The sequence below is a fragment of the Gymnodinialimonas phycosphaerae genome, from assembly GCF_019195455.1.
Classification (GTDB): Bacteria; Pseudomonadota; Alphaproteobacteria; order Rhodobacterales; family Rhodobacteraceae; genus Gymnodinialimonas; species Gymnodinialimonas phycosphaerae.
On sequence record NZ_JAIMBW010000001.1, the window covers coordinates 4,155,029 to 4,180,383 of the forward strand.

27 protein-coding genes are annotated in these 25,355 nt (G+C 62.5%); 23 read left to right on the top strand and 4 right to left on the bottom strand.

What is annotated here, in order from left to right; genetic code table 11:
• The first annotated feature begins 175 nt into the window (after window positions 1-175).
• The 22 genes from KUL25_RS20880 (at window position 176) to KUL25_RS20985 (ending at window position 20,830) form a co-directional block, all read left to right on the top strand.
• Entirely contained in the window at window positions 176-1,216 is a 1,041-nt protein-coding gene (locus KUL25_RS20880) for a hypothetical protein (protein WP_257894654.1), read from the top strand.
• Between the two features lie 223 nt (window positions 1,217-1,439).
• A complete protein-coding gene (locus KUL25_RS20885) occupies window positions 1,440-2,552 on the top strand; it encodes an NADH-quinone oxidoreductase subunit E (RefSeq protein ID WP_257894655.1) in 1,113 nt (370 codons plus the stop codon).
• A gap of 143 nt (window positions 2,553-2,695) precedes the next feature.
• Entirely contained in the window at window positions 2,696-3,562 is an 867-nt protein-coding gene (locus tag KUL25_RS20890; RefSeq protein WP_257894656.1) for a hypothetical protein, read from the top strand.
• Between the two features lie 94 nt (window positions 3,563-3,656).
• Window positions 3,657-3,905, top strand: coding sequence for a DUF5337 domain-containing protein (locus KUL25_RS20895; RefSeq protein WP_257894657.1), 249 nt, complete (start codon window positions 3,657-3,659; stop codon window positions 3,903-3,905).
• A 6-nt stretch (window positions 3,906-3,911) separates the two neighbouring features.
• Window positions 3,912-5,207, top strand: coding sequence for an NADH-quinone oxidoreductase subunit NuoF (gene nuoF / locus KUL25_RS20900; protein WP_068360218.1), 1,296 nt, complete (start codon window positions 3,912-3,914; stop codon window positions 5,205-5,207).
• A gap of 258 nt (window positions 5,208-5,465) precedes the next feature.
• Window positions 5,466-5,690 (top strand): hypothetical protein, encoded by a 225-nt coding sequence (locus KUL25_RS20905; protein ID WP_257894658.1) that lies wholly within the window; start codon window positions 5,466-5,468, stop codon window positions 5,688-5,690.
• A 145-nt stretch (window positions 5,691-5,835) separates the two neighbouring features.
• Window positions 5,836-6,093 (top strand): hypothetical protein, encoded by a 258-nt coding sequence (locus KUL25_RS20910; RefSeq protein WP_257894659.1) that lies wholly within the window; start codon window positions 5,836-5,838, stop codon window positions 6,091-6,093.
• Window positions 6,090-6,470, top strand: coding sequence for a hypothetical protein (locus KUL25_RS20915; protein WP_257894660.1), 381 nt, complete (start codon window positions 6,090-6,092; stop codon window positions 6,468-6,470). Before KUL25_RS20910 ends, KUL25_RS20915 begins: the two co-directional genes overlap by 4 nt.
• Before the next feature lie 106 nt (window positions 6,471-6,576).
• Entirely contained in the window at window positions 6,577-7,002 is a 426-nt protein-coding gene (locus tag KUL25_RS20920; RefSeq protein WP_257894661.1) for a DUF5333 domain-containing protein, read from the top strand.
• Between the two features lie 61 nt (window positions 7,003-7,063).
• Entirely contained in the window at window positions 7,064-9,085 is a 2,022-nt protein-coding gene (nuoG, locus tag KUL25_RS20925; protein ID WP_257894662.1) for an NADH-quinone oxidoreductase subunit NuoG, read from the top strand.
• A 5-nt stretch (window positions 9,086-9,090) separates the two neighbouring features.
• Window positions 9,091-9,516 (top strand): hypothetical protein, encoded by a 426-nt coding sequence (locus KUL25_RS20930; RefSeq protein WP_427854472.1) that lies wholly within the window; start codon window positions 9,091-9,093, stop codon window positions 9,514-9,516.
• A 10-nt stretch (window positions 9,517-9,526) separates the two neighbouring features.
• Window positions 9,527-10,567 (top strand): NADH-quinone oxidoreductase subunit NuoH, encoded by a 1,041-nt coding sequence (gene nuoH, locus KUL25_RS20935; protein WP_257894663.1) that lies wholly within the window; start codon window positions 9,527-9,529, stop codon window positions 10,565-10,567.
• 1 nt (window position 10,568) lies between these two features.
• A complete protein-coding gene (gene nuoI, locus KUL25_RS20940) occupies window positions 10,569-11,063 on the top strand; it encodes an NADH-quinone oxidoreductase subunit NuoI (protein ID WP_257894664.1) in 495 nt (164 codons plus the stop codon).
• Entirely contained in the window at window positions 11,060-11,470 is a 411-nt protein-coding gene (locus tag KUL25_RS20945; RefSeq protein WP_257894665.1) for a carboxymuconolactone decarboxylase family protein, read from the top strand. The genes nuoI and KUL25_RS20945 overlap by 4 nt, the downstream gene beginning before the upstream one ends.
• A gap of 1 nt (window position 11,471) precedes the next feature.
• Window positions 11,472-12,086, top strand: a complete 615-nt coding sequence (locus KUL25_RS20950) for an NADH-quinone oxidoreductase subunit J (RefSeq protein WP_257894666.1) — start codon at window positions 11,472-11,474, stop codon at window positions 12,084-12,086.
• Window positions 12,087-12,169: 83 nt separating this feature from the next.
• The gene (nuoK, locus tag KUL25_RS20955) at window positions 12,170-12,478 is read left to right on the top strand and encodes an NADH-quinone oxidoreductase subunit NuoK (protein WP_011454317.1); all 309 of its coding nucleotides are present in this window, start codon (window positions 12,170-12,172) and stop codon (window positions 12,476-12,478) included.
• A 6-nt stretch (window positions 12,479-12,484) separates the two neighbouring features.
• Window positions 12,485-14,608, top strand: coding sequence for an NADH-quinone oxidoreductase subunit L (gene nuoL / locus KUL25_RS20960; protein WP_257894667.1), 2,124 nt, complete (start codon window positions 12,485-12,487; stop codon window positions 14,606-14,608).
• Between the two features lie 6 nt (window positions 14,609-14,614).
• Window positions 14,615-16,159: an NADH-quinone oxidoreductase subunit M gene (locus KUL25_RS20965; protein WP_257894668.1), complete on the top strand. Its 1,545-nt coding sequence runs from the start codon at window positions 14,615-14,617 to the stop codon at window positions 16,157-16,159.
• 12 nt (window positions 16,160-16,171) lie between these two features.
• A complete protein-coding gene (gene nuoN, locus KUL25_RS20970) occupies window positions 16,172-17,623 on the top strand; it encodes an NADH-quinone oxidoreductase subunit NuoN (protein ID WP_257894669.1) in 1,452 nt (483 codons plus the stop codon).
• On the top strand, window positions 17,624-18,364 hold the full coding sequence (locus tag KUL25_RS20975; RefSeq protein WP_068360187.1) for a biotin--[acetyl-CoA-carboxylase] ligase: 741 nt from the start codon (window positions 17,624-17,626) through the stop codon (window positions 18,362-18,364).
• A 13-nt stretch (window positions 18,365-18,377) separates the two neighbouring features.
• Window positions 18,378-19,157 carry a type III pantothenate kinase gene (locus tag KUL25_RS20980; protein WP_257894670.1) on the top strand — a complete coding sequence of 260 codons (780 nt, stop codon included), beginning with the start codon at window positions 18,378-18,380 and terminating at the stop codon, window positions 19,155-19,157.
• Window positions 19,154-20,830, top strand: coding sequence for a ribonuclease J (locus KUL25_RS20985; RefSeq protein ID WP_257894671.1), 1,677 nt, complete (start codon window positions 19,154-19,156; stop codon window positions 20,828-20,830). Before KUL25_RS20980 ends, KUL25_RS20985 begins: the two co-directional genes overlap by 4 nt.
• A 75-nt stretch (window positions 20,831-20,905) precedes the next feature.
• Here KUL25_RS20985 and KUL25_RS20990 read toward each other — a convergent pair whose 3' ends face one another.
• From KUL25_RS20990 to KUL25_RS21000, 3 genes are all read right to left on the bottom strand, one after another.
• Window positions 20,906-22,816 carry a DEAD/DEAH box helicase gene (locus KUL25_RS20990; RefSeq protein WP_257894672.1) on the bottom strand — a complete coding sequence of 637 codons (1,911 nt, stop codon included), beginning with the start codon at window positions 22,814-22,816 and terminating at the stop codon, window positions 20,906-20,908.
• Window positions 22,817-22,992: 176 nt separating this feature from the next.
• A complete protein-coding gene (locus KUL25_RS20995) occupies window positions 22,993-23,424 on the bottom strand; it encodes a hypothetical protein (protein ID WP_257894673.1) in 432 nt (143 codons plus the stop codon).
• 50 nt (window positions 23,425-23,474) lie between these two features.
• A complete protein-coding gene (locus KUL25_RS21000; RefSeq protein WP_257894674.1) occupies window positions 23,475-24,086 on the bottom strand; it encodes a hypothetical protein in 612 nt (203 codons plus the stop codon).
• Window positions 24,087-24,182: 96 nt separating this feature from the next.
• On the opposite strand from KUL25_RS21000, the gene KUL25_RS21005 reads away from it, so the two are divergent.
• Entirely contained in the window at window positions 24,183-24,416 is a 234-nt protein-coding gene (locus tag KUL25_RS21005; protein ID WP_257894675.1) for a hypothetical protein, read from the top strand.
• 76 nt (window positions 24,417-24,492) lie between these two features.
• Here the strand turns inward: KUL25_RS21005 and KUL25_RS21010 are convergent, their stop codons facing one another.
• On the bottom strand, window positions 24,493-25,242 hold the full coding sequence (locus KUL25_RS21010; RefSeq protein ID WP_257894676.1) for a VPLPA-CTERM sorting domain-containing protein: 750 nt from the start codon (window positions 25,240-25,242) through the stop codon (window positions 24,493-24,495).
• Between the last annotated feature and the right edge of the window lie 113 nt (window positions 25,243-25,355).

Consider the following 25,355-nt stretch of genomic DNA (forward strand, 5'->3'; position numbering starts at 1 on the left):
CCGGTTGGTTCGGCGCAGCCCCGTTAGCCCGGCGGAAAGAAGGGGTCCGACCCGGGCGAGGGCGTCTTTCTTGCATTTTGTCAGGAAAGACGCCCTACTTCTGTCAGCCCATTGTTTTCCAGTTATTTTCCATAGGTATTGCATGCACTCTTCGACATTCTCCCTCCGCCTGATCATGCCCTTTTCGTTGAGCCTTTCATTGGCCCTGGCGGGGCCGGCAAGCGCGCAATCGGGCGACGCAGTGCAGCGTCTTGCCGCCGCGATGGCGGCTGCGGGATGCCTGGCCAACGGGGCCAACGGCGACGTGATCCTGCAGGCCGCGGGCCTGACCGAAGATGAGGCCGGGGCCGCCGTAGAAGCGATGATGGCAACCGGCGATGTGGTGATGGGCGACGATGGCCTGCTGCTGACGACCGGGGAGTGCGCCGGTGGGGCAAGCGGGGCGGCCGCCGACGTATTTGTGGCAACCCAGTGGGCCAACGCCCTGAGCGCGGCCGATGCCGCCGCGTTTCTGGAGCTGGAACTGGCCGCCGTGGGCTGTGCCATCACGGATGAGACGGCGGAGGCGTTCGAAGAGAACGTGGCGCGCAATATCGCGATCTTCAATGGTGTCGAACTGCCGGGGCCCGTGGCGACGTTGTCGCGCGATGCCTACGGGGCGTTTCTGGATGCGGTCGACGAATTGGGCAACCGGGGCGGGGCCTACCTGGATGATGCGGGCCGGATCGACGATTCGACGCCCGGCGTCTATCGCCTGATCGGCTGCACGGCGGGCATGGGCGGCACGGGCGTCGATGCAGCACCTGCCGTCATCGATACGGCCGCCGTCAACGCGGCGCTGTTTGGCTACGGCCGGGAAGAATTGATCGCCGTGGAGGCCGAGCTTTTCACGCAGATCGAATGCATGATCCCGTCGGACATGGGCTTTGCGTTTCAGGCGATGATGCTGGACCGGATCCTGACCGACAGCGGGCTGCCGATGGGGCCCGACGCGGCAATCGTGGCAATGGCGGACAGGCGGCTTGGGTCAACCTCGACCCATCCACAGGCCGCAGAGGTAGGATATGCCGCCCTGATCGTGGATGAAATCACGGGCGACATGGTGACGGGTGGCCGTGTGGAGGTTGAGGGCCGGATGTGGCTGGCGCGCGATTGCGAGCCGGCACCGACATCGCACCAAATCAATCTGCGCCCCTACCTCATCGGCACACAGTAGGGTGCGGGGCGGACGGCGGAGGGGTAGGCCAGCGCCATAGGCCACACCATGGGTCCGAGCGGTGACGGCGTGACAGCCCGATTTCCAGCCTGCGGCTTGGCTGCCCGATTTCCAGCCTGCGGCCCAACGGCCAGATTTCCAGCCTGCGGCTGGGGCGCGCATGGACATCCCGGCCCGTTTGCGCGAAACCACCCCCAACGAATGACCGCCAGGGACGACACTGATGCTGCGACGCCTCCACCCCGAGCAACCCGATAGCTTTGCTTTCACGTCTGACAACCAGGCGTGGGCGGAAGCTCAGATCACCAAGTACCCCGAGGGGCGACAGGCGTCTGCGATCATTCCGCTGCTGTGGCGCGCGCAGGAGCAAGAGGGCTGGTTGACCCGCCCCGCCATCGAACACGTGGCCGATATGCTGGACCTCGCGCACATTCGCGCGCTGGAGGTGGCGACGTTCTACTTCATGTTCCAGCTTGCCCCCGTGGGCGCGGTGGCGCACATCCAGATCTGCGGCACGCTGTCGTGCATGATCTGTGGCGCGGAAGACCTGGTGGCCGTGGCGAAAGAGAAGATCGCCGCCAAGCCGCACCAGATCAGCGCCGACGGCAAGTTCTCGTGGGAAGAAGTCGAGTGTCTGGGGGCGTGTTCCAACGCGCCGATGGCCCAGATTGGCAAGGATTATTACGAGGATCTGACGGCGGAAAGCTTCGCCGGGATTATCGACGCCATGGCGCGCGGGGAGGTGCCGACACCGGGGCCGCAGAACGGGCGCTATGCCTCCGAGCCTGCGGGTGGGCTGACGTCTTTGACGGACCACGAGGCCGGGCGCGATGATCTGAACATCTCGGCCCGCATGGCCATGGACATCGGCGACACGATCAAACGCATCGACGGGACCGAGGTGCCGTTGCTGGCCCCATGGGGTCGGCAGTCCGGTGACGGGTTGCCCGCCGAGGCCGAGCGTCCCGCGCCCGCGAACCGCGCGAAGGGCAAGCCCGCAGATACAACCGGCGTGGCGAAAGCCGAAGCGCCCGCGAAGTCCAAGGCCAAGCCGCCCTCGAAGGCCGATCCGGTGCCGACAGCCGAGGTTGAAGAGCAAGCGCCCGAGTTGTTGACCGCCGCCCGCGACGGCGGGGCCGATGACCTGAAGCGAATTTCCGGCGTCGGGCCGAAGCTGGAGGGCGTGCTGAACGACTTGGGCTTTTACCACTTCGATCAGATCGCGGCCTGGGGCCCGGCCGAGATCGCCTGGGTCGATGCGCGCCTGAAGTTCAAGGGCCGCATCGAGCGCGACGATTGGGTCAGCCAAGCGGCAGCATTCGCAGTCGAGGGCTGAGCCCACCCCCTGAGGTGTGCTTTTGCATTCACACCGCGCGGCACCCCCTGCGGCAAAATGTCAACTCGGTGGAAGACTCCGGCGTTGGTGTGCGCTAAAGTCATGTTCGACAAATAACACTTGACGAACCTGGGGGTTAGATCATGAACAAATCCGGTGGGGTAGAATGCCTGGCGTGGACGTGGGGCATTGCGATTTTGGTGGGCTGCTTTGTCGCCGCCATGTTGTGGGGCTTGTTTAGCTGGACGTTCATGCAGGGCGCGTTCATGGGCGTGTTGTGCTTGCTGATCCTGGGCGCATTGCTGACGCTGATGATGTGCCGTGGGTCGTCGGGCCCGGTGCAGGCCGGAAGCACGGGCGCGCGTGCGGCGGCTACTGCCGCGCCGTCCACAGCATCTGCGCCTGCGGGCATCACGGACGAGGTCGCGGCCCACGCTGATGCGGTAGAGGCTGACGCCACGACGGCGGCGGAAAACACCGATGCCGCCGAAGCCGAAGCGGCGCGCGCCGCGCAGATGGAGGCTGACCGCGCCGCCAACGCCGAGGTGGAGCGCACCGAACAAGCCCGCGCCGAGGCCGCCCGTGCGTCCGAGGCCGCCGCTGCCGCCGAGGCAAAAGCCGCCGCCGCCGCACAGGCAGAAGCCGAGGCACAAACGCGCGCCGAAGCCGCCAGTGCCGCCGCCGAGGATGTGGCCGCCGCGCCCGCCGCGTCAGAAGAAGAGGGCACCCGCCCCGCCGCCCTTGATGGCCCCCGGGGGGGCACCGCCGATGACCTCAAGCGGATCAAGGGTGTTGGCCCGAAGATGGAGCAGCTTTGCAACTCGCTTGGCTTCTATCATTTCGACCAGATCGCCGCCTGGACCCCTGACGAAGTGCGTTGGGTCGACCAGAACCTGCAAGGCTTCAAGGGCCGCGTGACCCGCGACGATTGGGTGAACCAGGCAAGCCTGCTTGCGTCGGGTGGCGAGACCGAGTTCTCCAGGAAGGTCGACGACGGCAACGTCTACTGAGGGCCTGCGAAGACTGAGGGCCTGTGAAGGGATGTGCGGCCAAGTCGCGCATCCCCCTCCCGCCTCCGCCCTTGTCGCACTAGGCTTTGGGGCGATGTCAAAAGCAAAACCCATAACTGAGCGTGACCGCCAGCTTGTGCGCCAAATCAGGCGGGCGGCGATCGTGATGTCTGTCACCATGATCCTCTGGATTGCCCTGCAATACATCGGCGGCCAGATGGGCTGGCCCGTGCGCATCGTGTTTCTCTTCGACATTGCGGCGTTTGCGGCACTGGTGTGGGCGCTCATCGTGACGTATTGGGTGTGGAAAGAGCGAAAGCGCAGCCGCGACGACCAAGGATGACCGCCCATGTTGCAAGATAAAGACCGGATCTTCACCAATATCTACGGCATGCACGACCGGACGTTGGCAGGCGCCAAGGCGCGTGGCCATTGGGATGGCACCAAGGATCTGATTGGTCTGGGTCGTGACAAGATCGTCGAGATCATGAAAGCCTCGGGGCTTCGCGGTCGCGGGGGCGCGGGCTTCCCGACGGGCCTGAAGTGGTCCTTCATGCCGAAGGAATCGGATGGGCGCCCGGCGTACCTGGTGGTCAACGCCGACGAGAGCGAGCCCGGGACGTGTAAAGACCGGGAGATCATGCGAAATGATCCCCACACGCTGATCGAGGGGTGCCTGATCGCGTCTTTCGCGATGAACGCCAACGCCTGCTACATCTACATCCGAGGCGAATACATCCGCGAGCGCGAGGCGCTGCAAGCGGCCATCGACGCGGCTTATGATGATGGGTTGCTGGGGAAAAACGCTGCCGATTCCGGGTGGGATTTTGACCTGTACCTCGCCCACGGTGCGGGGGCGTATATCTGCGGTGAGGAAACAGCGCTGCTGGAAAGCCTGGAAGGCCGCAAGGGCATGCCCCGGATGAAGCCGCCGTTCCCGGCGGGGGCGGGCCTTTATGGCTGCCCGACCACGGTGAACAACGTCGAATCGATTGCCGTCGTGCCGACGATTCTGCGCCGTGGTGCTGAATGGTTCGCGGGCTTTGGTCGCCCAAACAATGCGGGCACCAAGCTGTTCGCGATCAGCGGGCACGTGAACCAGCCCTGCGTCGTGGAAGAGGCGATGAGCATCTCGTTCGAAGAGCTGATCGACAAGCACTGCGGCGGTATTCGCGGCGGCTGGGGCAACCTGAAGGCGGTGATCCCCGGCGGATCCTCGGTGCCCTGTGTGCGCGGAGAGCACATGAAAGACGCGATCATGGATTTCGACTACCTGCGCAATGAACTTCAGTCGGGCCTCGGCACGGCGGCGGTCATCGTGATGGATAACTCGACGGATATGATCAAGGCGATCTGGCGTCTGGCGGCCTTCTACAAGCACGAGTCGTGCGGCCAATGCACGCCGTGCCGCGAAGGCACCGGCTGGATGATGCGCGTGATGGAACGTCTGGTGAAGGGCGAGGCGCGGGTCGAGGAGATCGACATGCTGTTCGACGTCACCAAGCAAGTGGAAGGCCACACGATCTGCGCCCTTGGCGACGCGGCGGCCTGGCCGATCCAGGGCCTGATTCGCAACTTCCGCGACGAAATCGAGGATCGCATCCGCGTGAAACGCGGCGGAACGGTGGAAATCGCGGCGGAGTAGGCCAGAGTGTGCCACGGCTCGATTGATCCCAAATCCCTGATGCAGGCTGCGCCAAGCGGGGGTGGTGCGCGAAACGGACGGGGTCAGGCATGGCCAGGTCCAGCCCGAACGGATGGGCGGTCTGCGCGGGGTTTGGACGCGGTTGGTCCAGTGTCTACCGGGCAGCGGCCGCGCTCATCTGCGTAACCCGGTCATATTTTGGCCGAACTCTTCGAGTGTGCTCTATGCTCGCCATAGGATCACACAGAAGGACGCGGCATGGTCGGCTATATCAGAACCCCGCTTAACAACGGGCGTTGCTACCGGTGTGATCATGAGAATGGCCCGACATATGGCGAGATCCGCTGCGCGAACTGCAACGCCGTCGTCTATACCGATCCCATTGAAAGGCGATTGTTCTCAAAGACCTTTCTTAACCGTCTCGACCTAAAGGTGCTTGTGGTGTCAGTCGTGATCGGACTGGTCCTTTATTCCTTTGCCTGACCAGCTGTGACCTTGCGGACTCACTCTGCGAACGGCCCTCTGTGCGGGAACTTGCCGCATCACCCGCATTTGCTTAATCTGGCGACAAGATGACCGGACGGGCCCATGGCACTGGACCGGCAATCCGAGGGCAAAGGGCGGCGCGATGGTGCGTGTTTACTGGTATTCTCTGGCATTGATCTATCTGGCCTGCGCGATCCTGGGCGCGGCGATGTTCTATGGCCAATGGGGCTTGGGCGGCGGCATCCTTGGCGCGGTGGTGGGCGGCATGGTCGCATCAGGGATCGCGATTGTGCTGAACACACCGGAACGGATGGAATCGGCGATCTACATCGTGCTGGCGCTGTTGTTCCTGACGCTTCTGGTCTGGTTGATCGTGACGTTCTGGGGCGTGCGGATATGAAACCTGTCTGGCTGCTTCCCTTGTGTCTTGCCGCCTGCGTGACGGCTCAGGTCTATGTGACCTCTATTGGCCCTTTGCGGGTGCTGCCCGATCCTGAAGTGACAATCTTCACTCCGGTCGCGCTTCCTGACGGCTCGGTCATTGAACCGACGCCGATCCGGGGCGGCCTTGTGGTGCGCACGGTCAATGGCCGCGCCGTCCCGTTCGAGGCCCGCGACGCCGCGTTGGAGGCGCTGGAGGCCCATTGCCTGGATCAGGCGACGCCCCAGGTGCCGCTATTCTTCGGTTGGAGAGAGACCGGGGACGAAGGCGTTTGGTCGGCTGCCGGCTGTCAGGTGCCAGCCGACGATCCCGGCGCCTATTCCGGGGCGGAATAACGCCGATCCGGGCGATAACTCCTTTGTGACATTGAATAACCGGGCGCAACCGCGCCATGCAGGTTGTCGGGAAAACGGGCTGACCTTTCAAGGAACGAAGAACGACATGATTACCCCCTTCCGTATCGTCGCTGCCGCCGGAGTGCTTCTGGTGACCGGCCTTTTCACGACAATGGGCCATGCCCAGAACGCCAGCTGGCAGGTGCTGCGCGATGATCCAGTGATCCATGAGGGTCTGACGGTGATCGCCGTGGGCCGCCAGATTCAGAGCGTTTGCGATGATATCAGCCCGCGCCTGATGCGGGCCCTGGGATTCGCCGAAGGACTGGGCGACCGCGGCCTGGAGCTTGGCGTGCCGCGGCGTGATATTCACGCCTTTATCGATGATCGGGGCGAACAGCAGCGCTATCGCGAGGTCATGCACGCCTGGTTTGCAGCGCGCGGTGTGGATCATCGCGACCCAGAGGCCGTGTGCCGCGTGGGGCGCGACGAAATTACCGCAGGCACGCAGATTGGCAGATTGCTTCGGTAGGGGTAGAAGCGGGTCAAACGACCGCGCGCATCTGCGCGAGAAATACAAGGGACCGACCAGAATGACCGACCTGCGCACGATCATCATCGACGACAAAGAGGTAGAGGTCGATCCCGCGATGACCCTGATCCAGGCCTGTGAGCAGGCCGGGGTCGAGATCCCTCGTTTCTGTTATCACGAGCGGCTGACCATCGCGGGCAACTGCCGGATGTGTTTGGTGGAGGTCGTCGGCGGCCCCCCCAAGCCTGCCGCGTCCTGCGCGATGCAGGTGAAAGACCTGCGCCCCGGACCCGAGGGCGCACCGCCGGTGGTCAAAACCAACTCTCCCATGGTCAAGAAGGCCCGCGAGGGGGTGATGGAGTTCCTGCTGATCAACCACCCGCTGGATTGCCCGATCTGCGATCAGGGCGGCGAATGCGATCTTCAGGATCAGGCGATGGCCTATGGTGTCGATTTCTCGCGCTTCCGCGAGCCCAAGCGCGCCGTGGACAACCTGGAACTGGGGCCGCTGGTCGGCACGGCGATGACGCGCTGTATCTCGTGCACCCGCTGCGTCCGCTTCATCAGTGAAGTCGCGGGCATGCCCGAAATGGGCCAGACGGGCCGCGGCGAGGATGCCGAGATCACCAGCTACCTGGGCGCGACGCTCGAATCAGAGATGCAGGGGAATATCGTGGACCTGTGCCCGGTGGGCGCGTTGACCAACAAGCCCTACAGCTTCACGGCGCGCCCGTGGGAGTTGACCAAGACCGAGTCGATCGACGTGATGGACGCGCTCGGCTCCAACATCCGCATCGACACCAAGGGCCGCGAAGTGATGCGCATCCTGCCGCGCAACCATGATGGCGTGAACGAGGAATGGTTGAGCGACAAGTCCCGCTACGTCTGGGACGGCTTGCGGCGTCAACGCCTGGACCAGCCGTATATTCGCGAGAACGGCAAGTTGCGCCCCGCGAAATGGGGCGAGGCGATGGGTCTGGCGGCCGAAAAGATCAAAGGGGCTGCGAAAGTGGCCGGTCTGGTCGGTGATCTGGCCTCGACCGAGGCTGCGTTTGCGCTGAAATCGCTGGTCGAAGGGCAGGGCGGCGCCGTGGAATGCCGTGTCGATGGCGCAAAGCTGCCTGCGGGCAACCGTGCCGCTTACGTGGGCACGGCGAGCATCGAGGACCTGGACGACGCCGAGACGATCGTGCTGATCGGCACCAACCCGCGTGCGGAATCGCCGGTGTTTAACGCCCGCATCCGCAAGGCCTGGACGCGGGGGGCCGCGGTGGGCCTGATCGGCGAGGCGGTCGACCTGACCTACGACTACGACCACCTGGGCACCGACCGGGCGGCGCTTGCCGCGCAACTGGGCGTGGATCATCCGAAACTGAACGGCAAGGCCAGCGTCATGATCGTGGGCCAAGGCGCCTTGACCGGCGCGGACGGCGCGGCGGTCCTGGCCCATGTGCAGCAGTTCTGTGCAGAGACAGACTCGAAGCTGTTGGTGCTTCACACGGCGGCGGGTCGTGTCGGCGCGATGGACGTGGGCGCGGTGACCGAGGGCGGCGTTGATGCCGCGCTGGCCGGTGCGGATGTGGTCTACAACCTGGGTGCCGATGAGATGCAGGTGCCCGATGGCGCTTTCGTCATCTATCAGGGATCCCACGGGGATCGCGGCGCGCACCGCGCCGATGTGATTCTGCCAGGTGCGGCCTATACGGAAGAGACGGGCATCTTCGTGAACACCGAAGGCCGGCCCCAGATGGCGCAGCGCGCCAGCTTTCCGCCGGGCGACGCACGCGAAAACTGGGCGATCCTGCGGGCATTGTCGGCCGAGGTTGGCGCGACGCTGCCCTTCGACACGATCGCAGCGCTTCGCAAGGCAATGGCGAAAGACGCGCCGCAGTTGAAGCTGATCGACGAGGTCGCCGAGAACGAGGGCGAGACGTTGGAGGTGACTGAGATGGGCGAGGGGGCATTTGCCTCTCCGATTACGGATCATTACCTGACGAACCCGATCACACGGGCCTCCAAGCTGATGGCGGAGTTGAGCGCGGGCGCGAAGGCGCGCGGTCAGTCCAGAATCGCGGCGGAGTAAGGGGCGTGCGGGTCGCTCCGCTTTGCCTTTTCCCCTCATCCACCCTTGCGGGTGTCTTCGCAGCATTGCTGGTGGCGGGGTGTCAGCCCGCCGCCGACGGCCCGACGCTGCAAGATGCGCCTCCGGCAAGTTATGACGGGATCGAGACGCGTCTGCTGGATGATGATCTGGTGAATTTCCGGGCGCAGATGACCGGCGTGGCCACACGTGCGGATCTGGATGCCTACGCGCGGTGTGCCGCCGCACAATACACGCTGATCCGCGGTTATTCCTTTGCGCGACATGTTCGCACAAGTATCACGGAAGAGGGTGGCGTTTGGGCCGCAGATGCGGTTTACACCATCTCGCCGGACCTCCCGCGTGGGTTGCAAACCCTGGAAGCGGAGATTGTTGCGGCCGATTGCGCAGAGCAAGGGATACCGACGGTTTAAGGGACGCCCCATGGTAGAGTTTTTCACGCAGACAACATTGGGCATGGGCCTGCTGATCCTGTTGCAGTGTCTGCTTCTGGTTGTGCCGCTTTTGGTCGCCTTGGCGTTCCTGATGTACGCCGATCGCAAGATCTGGGCCGCCGTGATGATGCGCAAGGGCCCCAACGTGGTGGGCGCTTTCGGCCTGCTGCAAAGTTTCGCGGATTTCCTGAAGTATATCGTCAAGGAAATCGTGGTGCCTGCGGGTGCGGATCGTGCGGTCTATTTCCTGGCCCCGATTGTCAGCCTTGTGATGGCGCTGATCGCCTGGGCGGTCATTCCGTTCAACGATGGCTGGGTGTTGAGCAGCCTGAACGTCGCCGTTCTATACGTCTTCGCCGTGTCCTCGTTGGAGGTTTATGGCGTGATCATGGGCGGGTGGGCATCAAACTCCAAATATCCGTTCCTTGGATCTTTGCGCTCTGCCGCGCAGATGATTTCCTATGAGGTCTCCATTGGCTTGATCATCATCGGTGTGATCATCTCCACCGGATCGATGAACTTCACCGCGATTGTCCGCGCCCAGGACGGTGATTTCGGCTTGCTGAATTGGTACTTCCTGCCGCACTTCCCGATGCTGTTCCTGTTCTTCATCTCGGCGCTGGCCGAAACGAACCGCCCGCCGTTCGACCTGCCAGAGGCAGAGGCCGAGCTGGTGGCGGGGTATCAGGTGGAATATTCCTCGACCCCGTTCCTGTTGTTCATGATCGGTGAGCTTGTCGCCGTCGTTCTGATGTGCGCGCTGACGGTGCTGTTGTTCTTCGGTGGCTGGCTGTCGCCGATCCCCGGCCTGCCCGATGGCATCTTCTGGATGATCCTGAAAATGCTGGGTGTGTTCTTCATGTTCTCGATGGTGAAGGCGATCGTGCCGCGCTACCGCTACGACCAGTTGATGCGACTGGGGTGGAAAGTGTTCCTGCCGTTTTCGCTCTTCTGGGTTGTCTTTGTGGCCTTCATGGCCCGTTACGAAGTGCTTGGCGGCTTCTGGGCCCGCTTCGCCGTAGGAGGGTAATATGACGCAGATCGACTATACCCGCGCCGCGAAATACTTCCTGCTTTGGGATTTTTTCGTCGGCTTCAAGCTGGGGATGAAGTACTTCTTCGCCCCCAAGGTGACGATCAACTACCCGCACGAAAAGGGGCCTTTGTCGCCGCGTTTCCGGGGCGAACATGCGCTGCGTCGCTATCCGAACGGCGAAGAGCGGTGCATCGCGTGCAAATTGTGCGAGGCCGTCTGCCCCGCGCAGGCGATCACGATTGATGCAGAGCCGCGCGAAGACGGATCCCGCCGCACGACGCGCTATGACATCGACATGACCAAGTGCATCTACTGCGGCTTCTGCCAGGAAGCCTGCCCGGTGGATGCCATCGTGGAAGGCCCGAATTTCGAGTTCGCGACCGAGACCCGCGAAGAGCTGTACTACAACAAGCAGAAGCTGCTTGATAACGGGGAGCGCTGGGAATCGGCGATTGCCCACAACCTCGAACTGGACGCGCCGTACCGATGAGTGACGCCCCGCATAACCCTTTCGAGTCGCTGTTCAAACAGACGCAAGAGATGACGGAGGCGTGGCTGAAGGCTGCGGCACCGGCCTTGGCGAGCGGTCGCTTTGACAAGATGTGGCCCGAGGTCCCGCCAGAGATGCTGGAGGCGTTCCTTGGCAAGCAATTCAACCCCGAGGGGCTGGAAGCCAAGACGCGCCTGCTGCTGACCTTGCAGGGGCTGACCATTCAGGGCGCTTTGGCCGAGATGCAGATCCGCACGACCGTGCGGCAGGCGATCTCGGTCGGGGCCACGCCCCAGGAAATCGCGGAGACCATTGGCCTCGCGAGCCTTTTTGGCGGCGCGCCTGCGATGACCAAGGCGATGGAACTGGCCCGGCAGGCCATCGACGGTGATGGAGAGGATGACTGACATGACCATTGCGGATTTCACCTTCTACCTCTTTGCCTTGTCGGTGATCGCGGGCGGCTTGTTCACGGTGACGTCGAAAAACCCGGTGCATTCGGTTCTGTGGCTGATCCTTGCGTTCCTGTCCTCGGCGGGTCTGTTCGTCCTTCTGGGGGCGGAGTTCGTAGCGATGCTGATGATCATCGTCTACGTGGGCGCGGTCGCGGTGCTGTTCTTGTTCGTGGTGATGATGCTGGACGTCGATTTCGCCGAGTTGAAGGCCGAAATGGCCAAATACGTGCCCCTTGGCGGGTTGATCGGCGTGATCTTGTTGATGCAGTTGACGCTGGCGTTTGGGTCCTGGACCTACTCTGACGGGATCGACTCACGTCTTGGCAACCCCGCACCACCGCTGGATGTGGCGCATAATACGCAGGCGCTTGGGCTGATCGTCTACGACCAGTATTTCCTCGCGTTCCAGCTTTCGGGCTTGATCCTGCTGGTTGCCATGGTCGGGGCCATTGTCCTGACGCTCCGCCACCGGGTGGATGTGAAGCGGCAGGATGTCGTTGCGCAGATGATGCGCGATCCAAAGACGGCGATGGAATTGAAAGACGTCAAGCCGGGGCAGGGCCTCTGACCGATTGAAGAGAATTTGACGACCGGGGCGCGCGCGCACGGCTGCACGACGAAGAAGGGCGACAAAGCCCGGAGGGACAACGAATGACCATAGGTCTCGAACATTACCTGACGGTGGCGGCTGCGCTGTTCGTCATCGGTATTTTTGGCATCTTCCTGAACCGCAAGAACGTCATCATCATCTTGATGTCGTTGGAGCTGATGCTGTTGTCGGTGAACATCAACATGGTCGCGTTCTCGTCGTTCCTGGGCGATCTGACGGGGCAGGTGTTCACGCTGTTCATCTTGACGGTCGCCGCCGCAGAGGCCGCGATCGGCCTTGCCATCCTGGTCTGTTACTTCCGCAACCGCGGCACGGTCGACGTCGAAGACGTCGCCAACATGAAGGGTTAAGAGACCATGGAAACGATCCTTCTCTTCGCCCCCCTCGTCGGTGCGCTGATTTGCGGCTTCTCCTGGCGGCTGATTGGCGAGCAAGCGGCCTGCGTTGTCGCCACGGGCTTCCTGTTCCTGTCGTGCCTTTTGTCGTGGGTCGTCTTCCTCGGCTTTGACGGTGAGACCTACACCCGCAGCCTTTTCACCTGGATCGAGAGCGGCACGCTCTTCACCGACTGGGCCATTCGCATCGACCGTCTGACAGCGATCATGTTGATCGTGATCACTTCTGTCTCGGCGCTCGTGCACCTGTATTCCTTCGGCTACATGGCCCATGACGAAAACTTCAAGGAGGGCGAAAGCTACCGCCCCCGGTTCTTCGCCTATCTGTCGTTCTTCACCTTCACGATGTTGATGCTGGTGACGGCTGACAACCTGTTGCAGTTGTTCTTCGGCTGGGAAGGCGTTGGCGTGGCGTCGTACCTTCTGATCGGCTTCTACTACCGCAAGCCGTCCGCTGGCGCGGCGGCGATGAAAGCGTTCATCGTCAACCGCGTGGGTGACTTCGGCTTCCTTCTGGGCATCTTCGCGCTGTTCTGGATGACGGACTCGATCCAGTTCGACGTCATCCTGCCAATGGGCGAGGAACTGGCCTCCATGACCATGTCGTTCGTGGGCATGGAGTTGAACGCGGCCGAGACCATCGCCTTCCTGCTGTTCATCGGCGCGATGGGCAAGTCGGCGCAGCTGTTGCTGCACGTCTGGTTGCCCGACGCCATGGAAGGCCCGACGCCCGTTTCCGCCCTGATCCACGCGGCAACCATGGTGACGGCGGGCGTGTTCCTTGTCTGCCGCATGTCGCCGATCATCGAATACGCGCCTTTGGCAGGCAACTTCATCATCATCATCGGCGCCTTGTCGGCCTTTGTCGCGGCCACCATCGGCCTCGTGCAGAACGACATCAAGCGCGTGATCGCCTATTCGACGATGTCGCAGTTGGGTTACATGTTCGTGGCCGCGGGCGTCGGCGTCTACTCGGTCGCGATGTTCCACCTGCTGACCCACGCCTTCTTCAAGGCGATGCTGTTCCTCGGGGCCGGTTCGGTCATCCATGCGATGCACCATGAGCAGGACATGCGGAACTATGGCGGGTTGCGAAAGAAGATCCCCTATACCTTTGCCGCCATGATGATCGGCACGCTGGCGATCACCGGCGTTGGCATCCCGCTGGCCTACATCGGTTTCCCCATCGGCTTTGCGGGCTTCGTGTCCAAGGATGCGGTGATTGAATCGGCCTACGCCTTCGGCGGCGACCTTGGCCAATTCGCCTTCTGGGCGCTGGTCATCGGCGCGCTGTTCACCAGCTTCTATTCATGGCGCCTGATGTTCATGACCTTCTACGGCGAGGCGCGCGGCGACAAGCATACCCATGATCACGCCCATGAAAGCCCCTGGACCATGACCGTGCCCCTTGGCGCGCTGGCTGTTGGGGCGGTTTTTGCGGGTATGGTCTGGTACGGCAGCTTCTTCGGCAAGACCAATTACGTCGCGCAGTTCTTCGGCGTGCCCTATGCGGTGGAAGAGACGCACGGCGCGGATGAGCATGCAGATGAAGCGCCTGCAGACGAGGGTCACGGCGACGAACAGGCGGAAGAGGGCGGCCATGACGCCGAGCCTCATTACGTCTTCACCGGCGCGCCCGGTGAGGGGGCCATTCACGCGGCACCCGACAACCACGTGCTTAACGACGCCCACTCCGTGCCCACCTGGGTCAAGCTGGCACCGTTCTTTGCGATGCTTCTGGGCTTCATGACTGCTTACCTTTTCTACATCCACAATCCGTCGATCCCCGGGCGCCTCGCGCAGCAGCAAAGGCCGCTTTACAATTTCCTGCTGAACAAGTGGTATTTTGACGAAGCCTATGAGTTCCTCTTCATCAAGCCCGCTCAGGCCATCGGCCGCTTCCTGTGGAAGCGCGGCGATACCGACACGATCGACGGCGGTATCAACGGGCTGGCGATGGGGATCATCCCCTTCTTCACCCGCCTCGCGGGCCGCGCCCAGTCTGGCTACATCTTCCATTACGCGTTCGCGATGGTTCTGGGCATTGTCGTCCTGATCACCTTCGTCAGCTTGAGCGCGGGGTAAGGCATCATGGATAACCTGATCTCCATCGTCACATTCCTGCCGCTGGTGGCAGCGATCATCATGGCCGTGTTCCTGCGCGGCGAGGATGAGGCCGCGCAGCTGAATGCCAAACGTCTGGCTCTGGCCGCGACTGCCGCGACATTCCTGGTGTCGATCTTCCTGCTGGTGCAATTCGATGCGTCCAACACCGGATTCCAGCTTGTCGAAGAAACGCCGTGGCTTTTCGGGCTGACTTACAAGGTAGGTGTCGACGGCATCTCGATCCTGTTCGTGATGCTGACCACCTTCCTGATGCCGATCACCATTGCCGCGTGCTGGGGCGTGAAGGTGCGGGTCAAGGAATACATGATCGCGCTTCTGATCCTTGAGACGTTGATGATCGGTGTCTTCGTGGCCCTCGACATGGTGCTGTTCTACCTGTTCTTCGAGGCTGGCCTGATCCCGATGTTCCTGATCATCGGCATCTGGGGCGGGGCGAACCGCATCTATGCGAGCTTCAAGTTCTTCCTCTACACCTTCCTGGGCTCGGTCCTGATGCTGGTGGCCATGGTGATGATGTATGTGGATGCAGGCACCACGGATATCCCGACGCTGCTGAACCACAATTTCGGGACGGAGACGTTCAGCGTCTTGGGCTTCACCGTCGTCGGTGGCTTGCAGACCATGCTGTTCCTTGCCTTCTTCGCGTCGTTTGCGGTGAAAATGCCGATGTGGCCGGTGCACACCTGGCTGCCTGACGCGCACGTTCAGGCCCCCACGGCGGGCTCGGTCGTGCTGGCGGCGATCCTGTTGAAGATGGGCGGCTACGGCTTCCTGCGCTTTTCGCTGCCGATGTTCCCGGTGGCCTCTGACATCATGGCGCCGCTGATCCTGTGGCTGAGCGTGATTGCGATCATCTACACCTCGCTGGTTGCGATGGTGCAGGAGGACATGAAAAAGCTGATCGCCTATTCGTCCGTCGCGCACATGGGCTTCGTGACGATGGGCATCTTCGCCGCGAACCAGAACGGTGTGGATGGGGCGATCTTCCAGATGATCAGCCACGGGTTCATCTCGGGGGCGTTGTTCCTGTGTGTTGGCGTGATCTACGACCGGATGCACACGCGCGATATCGACGCCTACGGCGGCCTTGTGGTTCGGATGCCCGCCTATGCCGCCGTGTTCATGCTGTTCACCATGGCCAACGTCGGCCTTCCAGGCACGTCCGGGTTCGTCGGCGAATTCCTGACCCTGATCGGCGTCTTCCAAGTCAACACCTGGGTCGGCCTGCTGGCGTGCACCGGCGTGATCCTGTCGGCCTCCTATGCGCTATGGCTTTACCGCCGGGTCGTCTTTGGCGACCTGATCAAGGAAAGCCTGAAATCCATCACCGACATGACCACCCGCGAGCGTGCGATCTTCGCGCCGCTGATCATCATGACCCTTCTTTTGGGCGTCTACCCGAGCCTTGTGACCGATATCATCGGCCCCTCGGTCAGCGCCCTTGTTGAAAACTACGACCTTGCCGTGGCGGACTTCGCGTCCCACGCCCAAGTCGCTGCATCGCACTAAGGACACCACGCCATGATCTCCGCTGATCTTGCTATTCTGACGCCCGAGATTGTCCTGTCGCTGTTCGCGATGGCGGGGCTTCTGGGGGCCGTCTACACGACCAAGGACGGGCTCGCCTCGGCCATGTGCTGGGGCACGGCGGCGCTGTTCATCATCATGGCCTTCTACATCGGCGTGACGGGCGGCGGATCGCAGGAAGCGTTCAATGGCATGTTCGTGGATGATGCGTTCTCACGCTTTGCCAAGGTGACGATTCTTCTGTCGGCTGCCGCGATCCTGATGATTTCGCAGGATTACATGGCCAAGGCCGACCTTCTGCGGTTCGAGTTCCCGATCCTGATCATCCTGGCTGTTGTCGGCATGATGATGATGGTCTCTGCGGGCGACCTGATCGCGCTTTACATGGGTTTGGAGCTGCAATCGCTGGCCCTCTACGTGGTTGCCGCCATGCGCCGTGACAGCGTGCGGTCCACGGAAGCGGGCTTGAAATACTTCGTCCTCGGCGCGCTGTCGTCGGGCATGCTGCTTTATGGCTCGTCGTTGACCTATGGTTTCGCGGGCACCACGCAGTTCGCGGGCATCATCGAGGCGACGCAAGGCGGGGATATGCCCCTTGGTCTGCTCTTTGGTCTAGTGTTCATTGCCGCTGGCCTTGCCTTCAAGGTCTCGGCCGCGCCGTTCCACATGTGGACGCCGGACGTCTACGAGGGGTCCCCCACGCCGATCACAGCGCTGTTTGCCACGGCCCCCAAGGTTGCTGCGATGGCGCTGTTCGCGCGGGTTGTGCACGACGCCTTCGGCGGGGTGATCGGCGATTGGCAGCAGATCGTGGCGTTCCTGGCGGTGCTGTCGATGTTCCTTGGCGCGATTGCGGCGATCGGCCAGACGGATATCAAACGCCTGATGGCCTACTCCTCGATCTCGCACATGGGTTTCGCGTTGATGGGTCTGTCGGCAGGCACAGCGCAGGGCGTGGAAGCGATGCTGATCTACATGGCGATCTATGTGGCGATGAATATCGGCACATTCGCCTTCATCCTGACGATGGAACGGGACGGACGCCATGTGACGGAGATCTCGTCACTGTCGGCCTTCGCGTCAAAAGAGCCCGCGAAGGCGCTGGCGATCCTGGTCCTGATGTTCAGCCTTGCGGGGGTGCCGCCACTTCTGGGGTTCTTCGGTAAGTACGCCGTGCTGGTGGCCGCTGTCGATGCGGGGCTGACGTGGCTGGCGGTTGCGGGCGTTATCGCCTCGGTCATCGGGGCTTTCTACTACATCCGTATCGTGTACCTGATGTATTTCGGTGAGGCGGGCGAAGGTGCGTTGGACGGCAAGATGGGGCTGGTGCCCTACGTCGGCTTGATCGGTATGGCCGTGATCATCGGCCTGGGCTGGGTGCCGGGTATCAACCTTTTCGGGATCGAAGCGCCGGCGGAAACGGCTGCCGCGATGCTGACGCGCTGAATGGCAGATTGGCCCACAGGGGTGGGCCGGCGCGTCCTTGCGTCCACCGATAGCACCATGCTGGAAGCCGCGCGGGCCGCGCCCGCGTTGGCCGGACCGGAATGGGTTTTGGCCTTGCAGCAGACCGCCGCCAAGGGCCGACGCGGACGCGCCTGGGCCATGCCAGAGGGCAATTTTGCAGCATCGCTGACGTTTTGTCCGACGGGCGGTGTGCCTCAGATCGCTTTACGCTCCTTCGCGGCCGCCACTGCGCTTCGCGCCGCGCTGGTGGCGGTGGGCTGTCCGGAAGATGCGTTGTCGTTGAAGTGGCCCAATGACGTCTTGCTGAACGGTGGCAAGCTGGCGGGGATCCTACTGGAAAGCCTCGGCGACGGGCGCGGTGGCGTCTCGCACCTGATCATCGGCATCGGCGTGAACCTTGCCCACGCCCCGTCCTCGGCGCAGGTTGAGCCGCACGCCGTGACGCCCGTGGCCCTTGGCCTTGATGTCACGCCCGAGGCATTTCTGGACGCGCTTGCCCCCGCTTTCGCCACCCGTGAGCACAGCCTTGCAACCTATGGTTTCGGGCCGACCCGGACCGAGTGGCTGTCCCATGCCGCCCGCTTGGGAGAGGTCATAACCGCGCGCCTGCCGAATGAAGAGATCATCGGCACCTTTCGCACCATCGACGACGAGGGCAATCTGATCCTCGACACCGCCAAGGGCCGCCGCGCGATTGCGGCGGCGGATATCTATTTCTAAGGGAGGCCCTTGCATGCTCCTCTGTATCGACACTGGCAATACCAATACGGTCTTCAGCGTTTGGGACGGAACGGCCTTCATCGCCACATTCCGCACCTCTACGGAACACACCCGCACGGCGGACCAGTACTTCGTCTGGTTCTCGACGCTGATGGCGCACCACAAGGTGCCTGTTGATGTGACCGAGGTGATCATTTCTTCCACCGTGCCGCGGGTCGTGTTCAACCTGCGCGTCCTGTGTGACCGCTATTTCAAGACACGGCCCCTTGTGGTGGGCAAACCCGAATGCCTGTTGCCTGCGCAAGCGCGTGTGGATGAGGGCACGATCGTGGGCCCGGACCGCCTGGTGAACACGGCCGGCGCCTTCGACCGCCATGGCGGTGACTTGATCGTGGTGGATTTCGGGACGGCGACGACCTTCGATGTGGTCGCCCATGACGGCGCCTATATCGGCGGTGTCATCGCGCCGGGGGTGAACCTGTCGCTGGAGGCGCTACACCAGGCCGCCGCCGCGCTGCCGCATATCGACGTGACGAAACCCCAAGTCGTGATTGGCACCAACACGGTGGCGTGCATGCAATCGGGCGTCTTCTGGGGCTACATCGGCCTTGTGCGCGGCATCTGCGATCGGATTCGCGACGAATATGACGCGCCGATGCGTGTGATCGGCACAGGCGGCCTCGCCCCGTTGTTCTCCAGCGGGGATGTGCTATTTGACCAAATCGAAGATGATCTGACGATGCACGGCCTGACCGTCATCCACAAATACAACAAGGATAAAAACCCCTCATGACGGATCGCAACCGCCTCATCTATCTCCCTATTGGCGGCGCCGGGGAGATCGGGATGAACTGCTATGTTTACGGCTATGGGCCGGAGGGGCAGGAGCGGTTGATCGTGGTCGACACGGGCGTCGCCTTTCCGGACATGGACGGGCAGCCGGGCGTGGATCTGATCCTGCCCGACGTGGAATGGCTGGAGGACCGCAAGGACCGGATCGACGGCATTTTCATCACCCACGCCCACGAGGATCACGTGGGCGCGATTGGGCATCTGTGGGGCCGCTTGGAAGCGCCGGTCTATTGCCGCAAGTTCACCGCGATCCACGCGATGCGCAAGATGGACGAGGCGGGGCATGACCTTGCGAATGTGCACGTTGTCGAAGCGTATCCCGAGGTTGTCGAATTGGGCCCGTTCAAGGTGTCCTTCGCCCCCGTGGCGCATTCGATCCCCGAAGCCTCGGGCCTTGTGATCGACACGAAGGCGGGCCGCGTGATCCACTCAGGCGACTTCAAGATCGACCGACATCCCGTGGTGGGAGAGGCATTCGACGAGGACATGTGGCGCCAGATCGCGGCGGATGGCGTGCTGGCCTATGTGTGCGATTCGACGAATGTGTTCTCGCGCCATACGGGCCGCTCGGAGTCCGAGCTGCCGCCGCAAATCACCGAACTGGTGGCCAACGCGCGCGGCATGGTCGTGGCGACGACATTCGCGTCGAATATCGCGCGGCTGCAAACGCTGGCGGATGCGGGCATCGCGGCAGGGCGGTCGATTTGTTTGATGGGCCGTGCCATGCAACGGATGGTGAAAGCGGGCCGCGAGGCGGGCGTGTTGACTGATTTCCCCACCACAGTTTCGCCGGAGGATGCGCTTGATATCCCACGCGAAAGCCTGATGCTGATCGTGACCGGATCACAGGGCGAGCGGCGCGCGGCGTCGGCGTCCCTGTCGCGCGGCAAATACCTGGGGCATGAGTTGAAAGAGGGTGACACCTTCCTGTTCTCCTCCAAGACAATCCCCGGAAATGAGGTTTCCGTGGGCTTCATCCAGAACGCGCTGGCCGAGATTGGGGTGGAGATTGTCGATGACAATTCCGGTTTCTACCACGTCTCGGGCCACGCCAACCGGCCTGACATCGAAATGATGCACGAGATCCTGAAGCCGCAGATCGTCGTGCCCTGCCATGGTGAATACCGCCACCTGCGCGAACACGCGCGGTTGGCCATGTCCAACGGCATGACGGGCGTTGTCGCGGCCAATGGAATGCTGGTGGAACTGTCGGGCAATGCGCCCGGTGTGACCGAGCATTTCGAGATCGGGCGCACCTATCTGGATGGCGACGCTTTCGTCGGCCAATACGATGGTGTCATCCGCGAGCGGATGAAGATGGCGATGAACGGCATGGTCGTGGTCGCGGTGATCGTGGATGAGGGTGACGAGGTGCTGGAGGATGCCTGGGTGCAGCTGAAGGGCTTGCCCGAGGCGGGGTCCTCTGGGGTGAACTTGCAGGAACTGGTCGAGGATGAGATCGGCCGCCTGTTGCCGCGTCTGGATGCGAAAGTCATCGATGATGACGACAAGCTGGAAGAGGCCGTGAAGCGCGTGGCGCGTAAGGTCTGCTTGCAAGAGATTGGCAAGAAGCCTGAAGTGGCGCTGCTGGTAAGCCGTCTGATGGCGGAGTAAGCGCCGGTTCTAAAACACAAAAGCGCCGCGTGAGGCTTGTGCTTCACGCGGCGCTTTTGTTTCTGCGATCCGAATTTATTCGGGGGCGGGCGTGTCCACTATGGCTTCGGTGGCGGCCTCATCGGTTTTCTTCTTGCGCGGCGCGCGGCGACGCTTGGGTTTTTCCTCGGGGGCTGCCTCGGGCGGTGTTGCGTCCGTTGCTTCGACCTCGGTTGCGGCCTCAACGGGGGCCTCGTCAGTCTTCTTCTTGCGCGGCGCGCGGCGGCTCTTTGGCTTCTCTTCCGCAGCGGGCTCTGCCTGTACCTCGGGGGCTTGCGCCGCTTCGGTCGGCGCCTCTGCGGTGGCCTCAGGCTTGGCTTTCGGTTTACGCGTGCGGCGACGTTTGGGGGCCTCGGCGGGCGCTTCCGCTTCCGCTTCCGTTTCGGGGGGCGTGACGGTGCCCTCTTCAAAGGGCGCGTCTTCGTCCATGTTCATTTCACGGGCGGGGCCACCCCGGCGTTCGTCAAAGCTGAGGCCGATGAAATCGGGGGTAAATTCGCCCATGCCGACAACGCGTGGGCCCCGGTCGCCGCGGTCGCGTCCGCGACCACGGCCGCCACGGTCCCCATGCTCGCTGCGCTCACGACGGGGTTGCGGCTCGGGCTGGGGCTGGGGCCGCGCTTCGCGCGCCGGTGTTGGCACGGGATCGGCTTTCGCCTCTTCGGGCTTCGCCTCGGCAGGCTTGGCATCGGCTGGCTTGGCCTCTGCTGGCTTCATCTCTTCCGAGCGGCGGCTGCGCCGCGCGCGGCGGGGCTTTTCCTCGGTGTCCGAAGCGGGCGCTGCGGGCGCGTTTCCGGCGTCAAGCGGGGCATCCACACGGGGGATCGGCTGCTTGATCAGCGCTTCGATCGCGTTGAGGTATTTCTCGTCCGACGGCACGCAAAGCGTGATTGCCACACCGGTCTTGCCCGCGCGACCGGTGCGCCCGATGCGGTGCACATAGTCTTCCGCGTGGGAGGGGACATCGTAGTTGATCACGTGGCTCACGTTCGGAATATCAAGGCCGCGTGCGGCGACATCCGAGGCCACAAGGAAGGTGATCGTCCCATCGCGGAAGCCCGCAAGCGTGCGCATGCGGTGGGATTGGTCCAGATCACCGTGGATCGGCTCGGCATTCAAGCCGTGCTTTTTCAAGGACTTGGCGACAACATCCACATCAACCTTGCGGTTGCAGAAGATGATGGCGTTGCGGAAGGTGTCGCCCTCTGCCGTGATCGCGGCGCGCAGCATGTCGCGCTTCATCTTTGCCTGTGCGTCCCGGCGCGGTGCCTTGAACTCGATCAATCGCTGCTCGATCTGTTCGGAGGTCGTTGACTGACGCTCTACCTCGATCTTTTCGGGGTTTGACAGGAACGTGTTGGTGATCCGCTCGATCTCGGGCGCCATGGTGGCGGAAAAGAACAGCGTTTGGCGGGTGAAGGGAACAAGGCCGAAGATCCGCTCGATATCGGGAATGAACCCCATGTCCAGCATGCGGTCGGCTTCATCCACGACCATGACTTTCACGTCGTTCAGAATCAGCTTGCCGCGTTCGAAATGGTCCAGCAAGCGACCGGGCGTGGCGATGAGCACGTCGACGCCCTTGTCGATGGCCTGTTCCTGTTCCTTGAACGACACGCCACCAATCAGAAGCGCTTTGGTCAGCTTCACGTGCTTGGCATAGATATCAAAGTTTTCAGCGACTTGTGCGGCAAGTTCGCGGGTCGGGCACAGCACCAGCGACCGGGGCATGCGTGCGCGAGCGCGGCCACGGGCCAGCATGGTGATCATCGGCAAAGTGAATGATGCGGTCTTCCCGGTGCCCGTCTGGGCGATGCCAAGGACGTCGCGGCCAAGCAGGGCGGGGGGGATGGCGCCGGCCTGAATCGGCGTGGGCGTTTCATACCCCGCTTCCTTGATGGCTTTTTGCACTTTGGGATTGAGGTCGAGGTCAGCGAAAGTCGTCATGTGCGTCCAATCTTGCCGCGGCCTATGGGCCGTTCGGCGGGGTGATGGAGCGCAACCTGACAACGCGCTCCGCGATAAAGAGCCCCGCGCGTTCGCGGGCTCGCATCGCACTTATGCCATTCGACGAGAGTCGTCAAACAAAGGACGTCCCTCACGGGCGGTGCGGTGCTGAAGTGTCACGTCGGGGGGAGGTGGAAGAGAGATGCCGGAACGGAAATGTCCAAATTGGTAGTGCCTGACACCAGCCGGGCGTGCAGTCCGTGGGACTGGGCATGGGTGAAAAGGGCCTCGGACAGGAAGATCAGCCCGGCGTGGTGATTCAGGCAGTGGCCGTGGCTGCATCCGTCCAATGCGCTGGCGCGGCGGAACGGCAATTGTATGCCCCCGCTCCACGCCTCTGAGAAACGCAGACGATGCACGCCGTCGCGGCGCTGGGACACGACCAGGGTGCGCAGGGTCTCTCCATTGCGGTGGGTGATCAGGACATGGCCGTAAAGCACGTGGTGCGCGTCGTTGAAGATCACGACTTGGCGCGAATAGTGTCCCGACAGCCCGGTATCGGGGGACACCAGTGACCCGGATTGCGGCACACAGGCCACGAGAAACATTAGAAGAACGAGAGAGAGGCGCCACATTGCGTCAAAATAGCGGGGCTTTGTTAAGGGGCGGTTAACGGGACGCTTGCCGATGGGTGAAGCATCGGGCGGTAGCCCTTGGAGAGGACCGCCAACGTGGCAGGCGGGGTCAGGGCCTGCGTCGGCCCGGTGGGCCGGGGGATCGCGGGCCCGTACCCGCCCGGGCCATAGCGCAGCAGGCTGTCGCCCCAGACAAGATGCGGCGCGGCGCTGTGGTCGATGAAAGCGCCATCGGGGAGGTCGTCCATGTGGACGGCATGCAGGCGCTTCTTGCGACCGTTCAGGCGCTCGGCGTGCAGCACGGTGTCCATCTGCGGGGCCTTGGTGGCACGGGGGAACCTGTCGCGGTAGGCGGTATAATCGGCCCGCCTGCAATAGGCGCAGGGACGGTGGCCTGCTGAAAGGGCCACGGCCTCGTCCAGAAAGAACAGTTCGGTCCAGGTATGGGGCTGCGCCACCGGACGCTTGCGCCCGCGAAACTCCAGCACGCAGGTGATCCACGCTTTGCCCGCCCATTGGCGGTTCATCATGCGCCCATCAGGGGCCACCAGAATGCCCCGGTTCCCCGTCAGGGTGCCCCGCGCGGGGTCGGCCGTTATGTCGCCGGTCGGCAGAACCCGATTGCGCAAGGTCATCACGAGATTCCTTACTTCTGCTGTATTCTGGACGAAGAATACACACAATCCGGTGCCACGGTCATTTAGTTAAGTAAAACAGGAGCGCGACTCACCATGACCCAGCTTGTCGGATTTGACCCGAGTGCCGTTCTCAACCTTGGTTGGAGGCTTGCGAACCTGGATCCCCTTACGGCAGGGATCATTCTGCTATGCAGTTGCGTGGTGTTTCTTCTGCTCAACGGTGGATCGAATGAGCGTAAGCGCCGTCGGTTGAGCGGTGTGACATTGCCGCCAGGCCACGATCTGGACAATTACATGCAGCGGCTGGACCAGCTGCACCGCAGGTAGTTCCGACCAAAACCCAGAATTGTCGGTCTGGGGGCAAAAGGTTCGCCCCCAGTCGAAAAGTGTCGCCATCAGGCGGTCACGCTTTGGCGCGACGGCGCAGGGAGACCAAGCCGCCAAGCCCTGCAAGTAGCAGAAGACCACCGGCAGGCAGCGGAATGGCGGCCACTGTGCTTGGCGCGGTGACCAAGGCCGTCTGGTTCGGGTTACCGCTGAAGCCGATCAATCCCGGAATGACAGAGCCGCGCGTGATCTGAATCCAGCCGAAGTAGCTTTCATACACGGCGTTGTCGCAGTTCTCTGGCAGCTCGACGCAGTAGTCTAAGGCGTTATCAAACCCGTCCAGCGGACCGTCGGGTGGAAGCAGCTCGGCGAAATCCATGACGAAGCCAAAGATCCCTGTTTGCCCTTGCGACAGCACAGAGGCGATGTCGATGGGCCCGGATCGGAAGTTCCACTCAGAGAAATTGTTCTCGACCGTGTCCCCGATTTCAAACAACACGGGCTCTGTGCCACCTGAGGCTGCGCTGTAGGCGAACCCGCCGAATTGGATCGTCGGCACATCCGCGCCGTAAATCGGACGGAACCCTTCCACCTCGATGGAGGTCGATGTGATGGTCAGATCGGTTTGGCCATCGGGTCCGTCAAAGGAAAAGCTGTCGAAGCCAAACCCGACAAAATCGAACTCTAGTGGCGTGTCGGTTACGGCTTCGCCGAACCCTTCGTACTCACCATCGACTGTAAAATCGTCTAATGTGATCGTGTCGGCGGCTGCCGCGCTGCCCATGCAAATGACTGCGGCGGTGGATAGAAATGCAAGAATCTTCATGGTGCCCCCCATAAAATGTGCGGGATTTCTATCAGAAATTAACCAAAAATCAATCAAACAATCGGGGCGCTTGGCCTGGAGGGCAGCCCTATTGTTGCGCGTTTGTGGGCAAT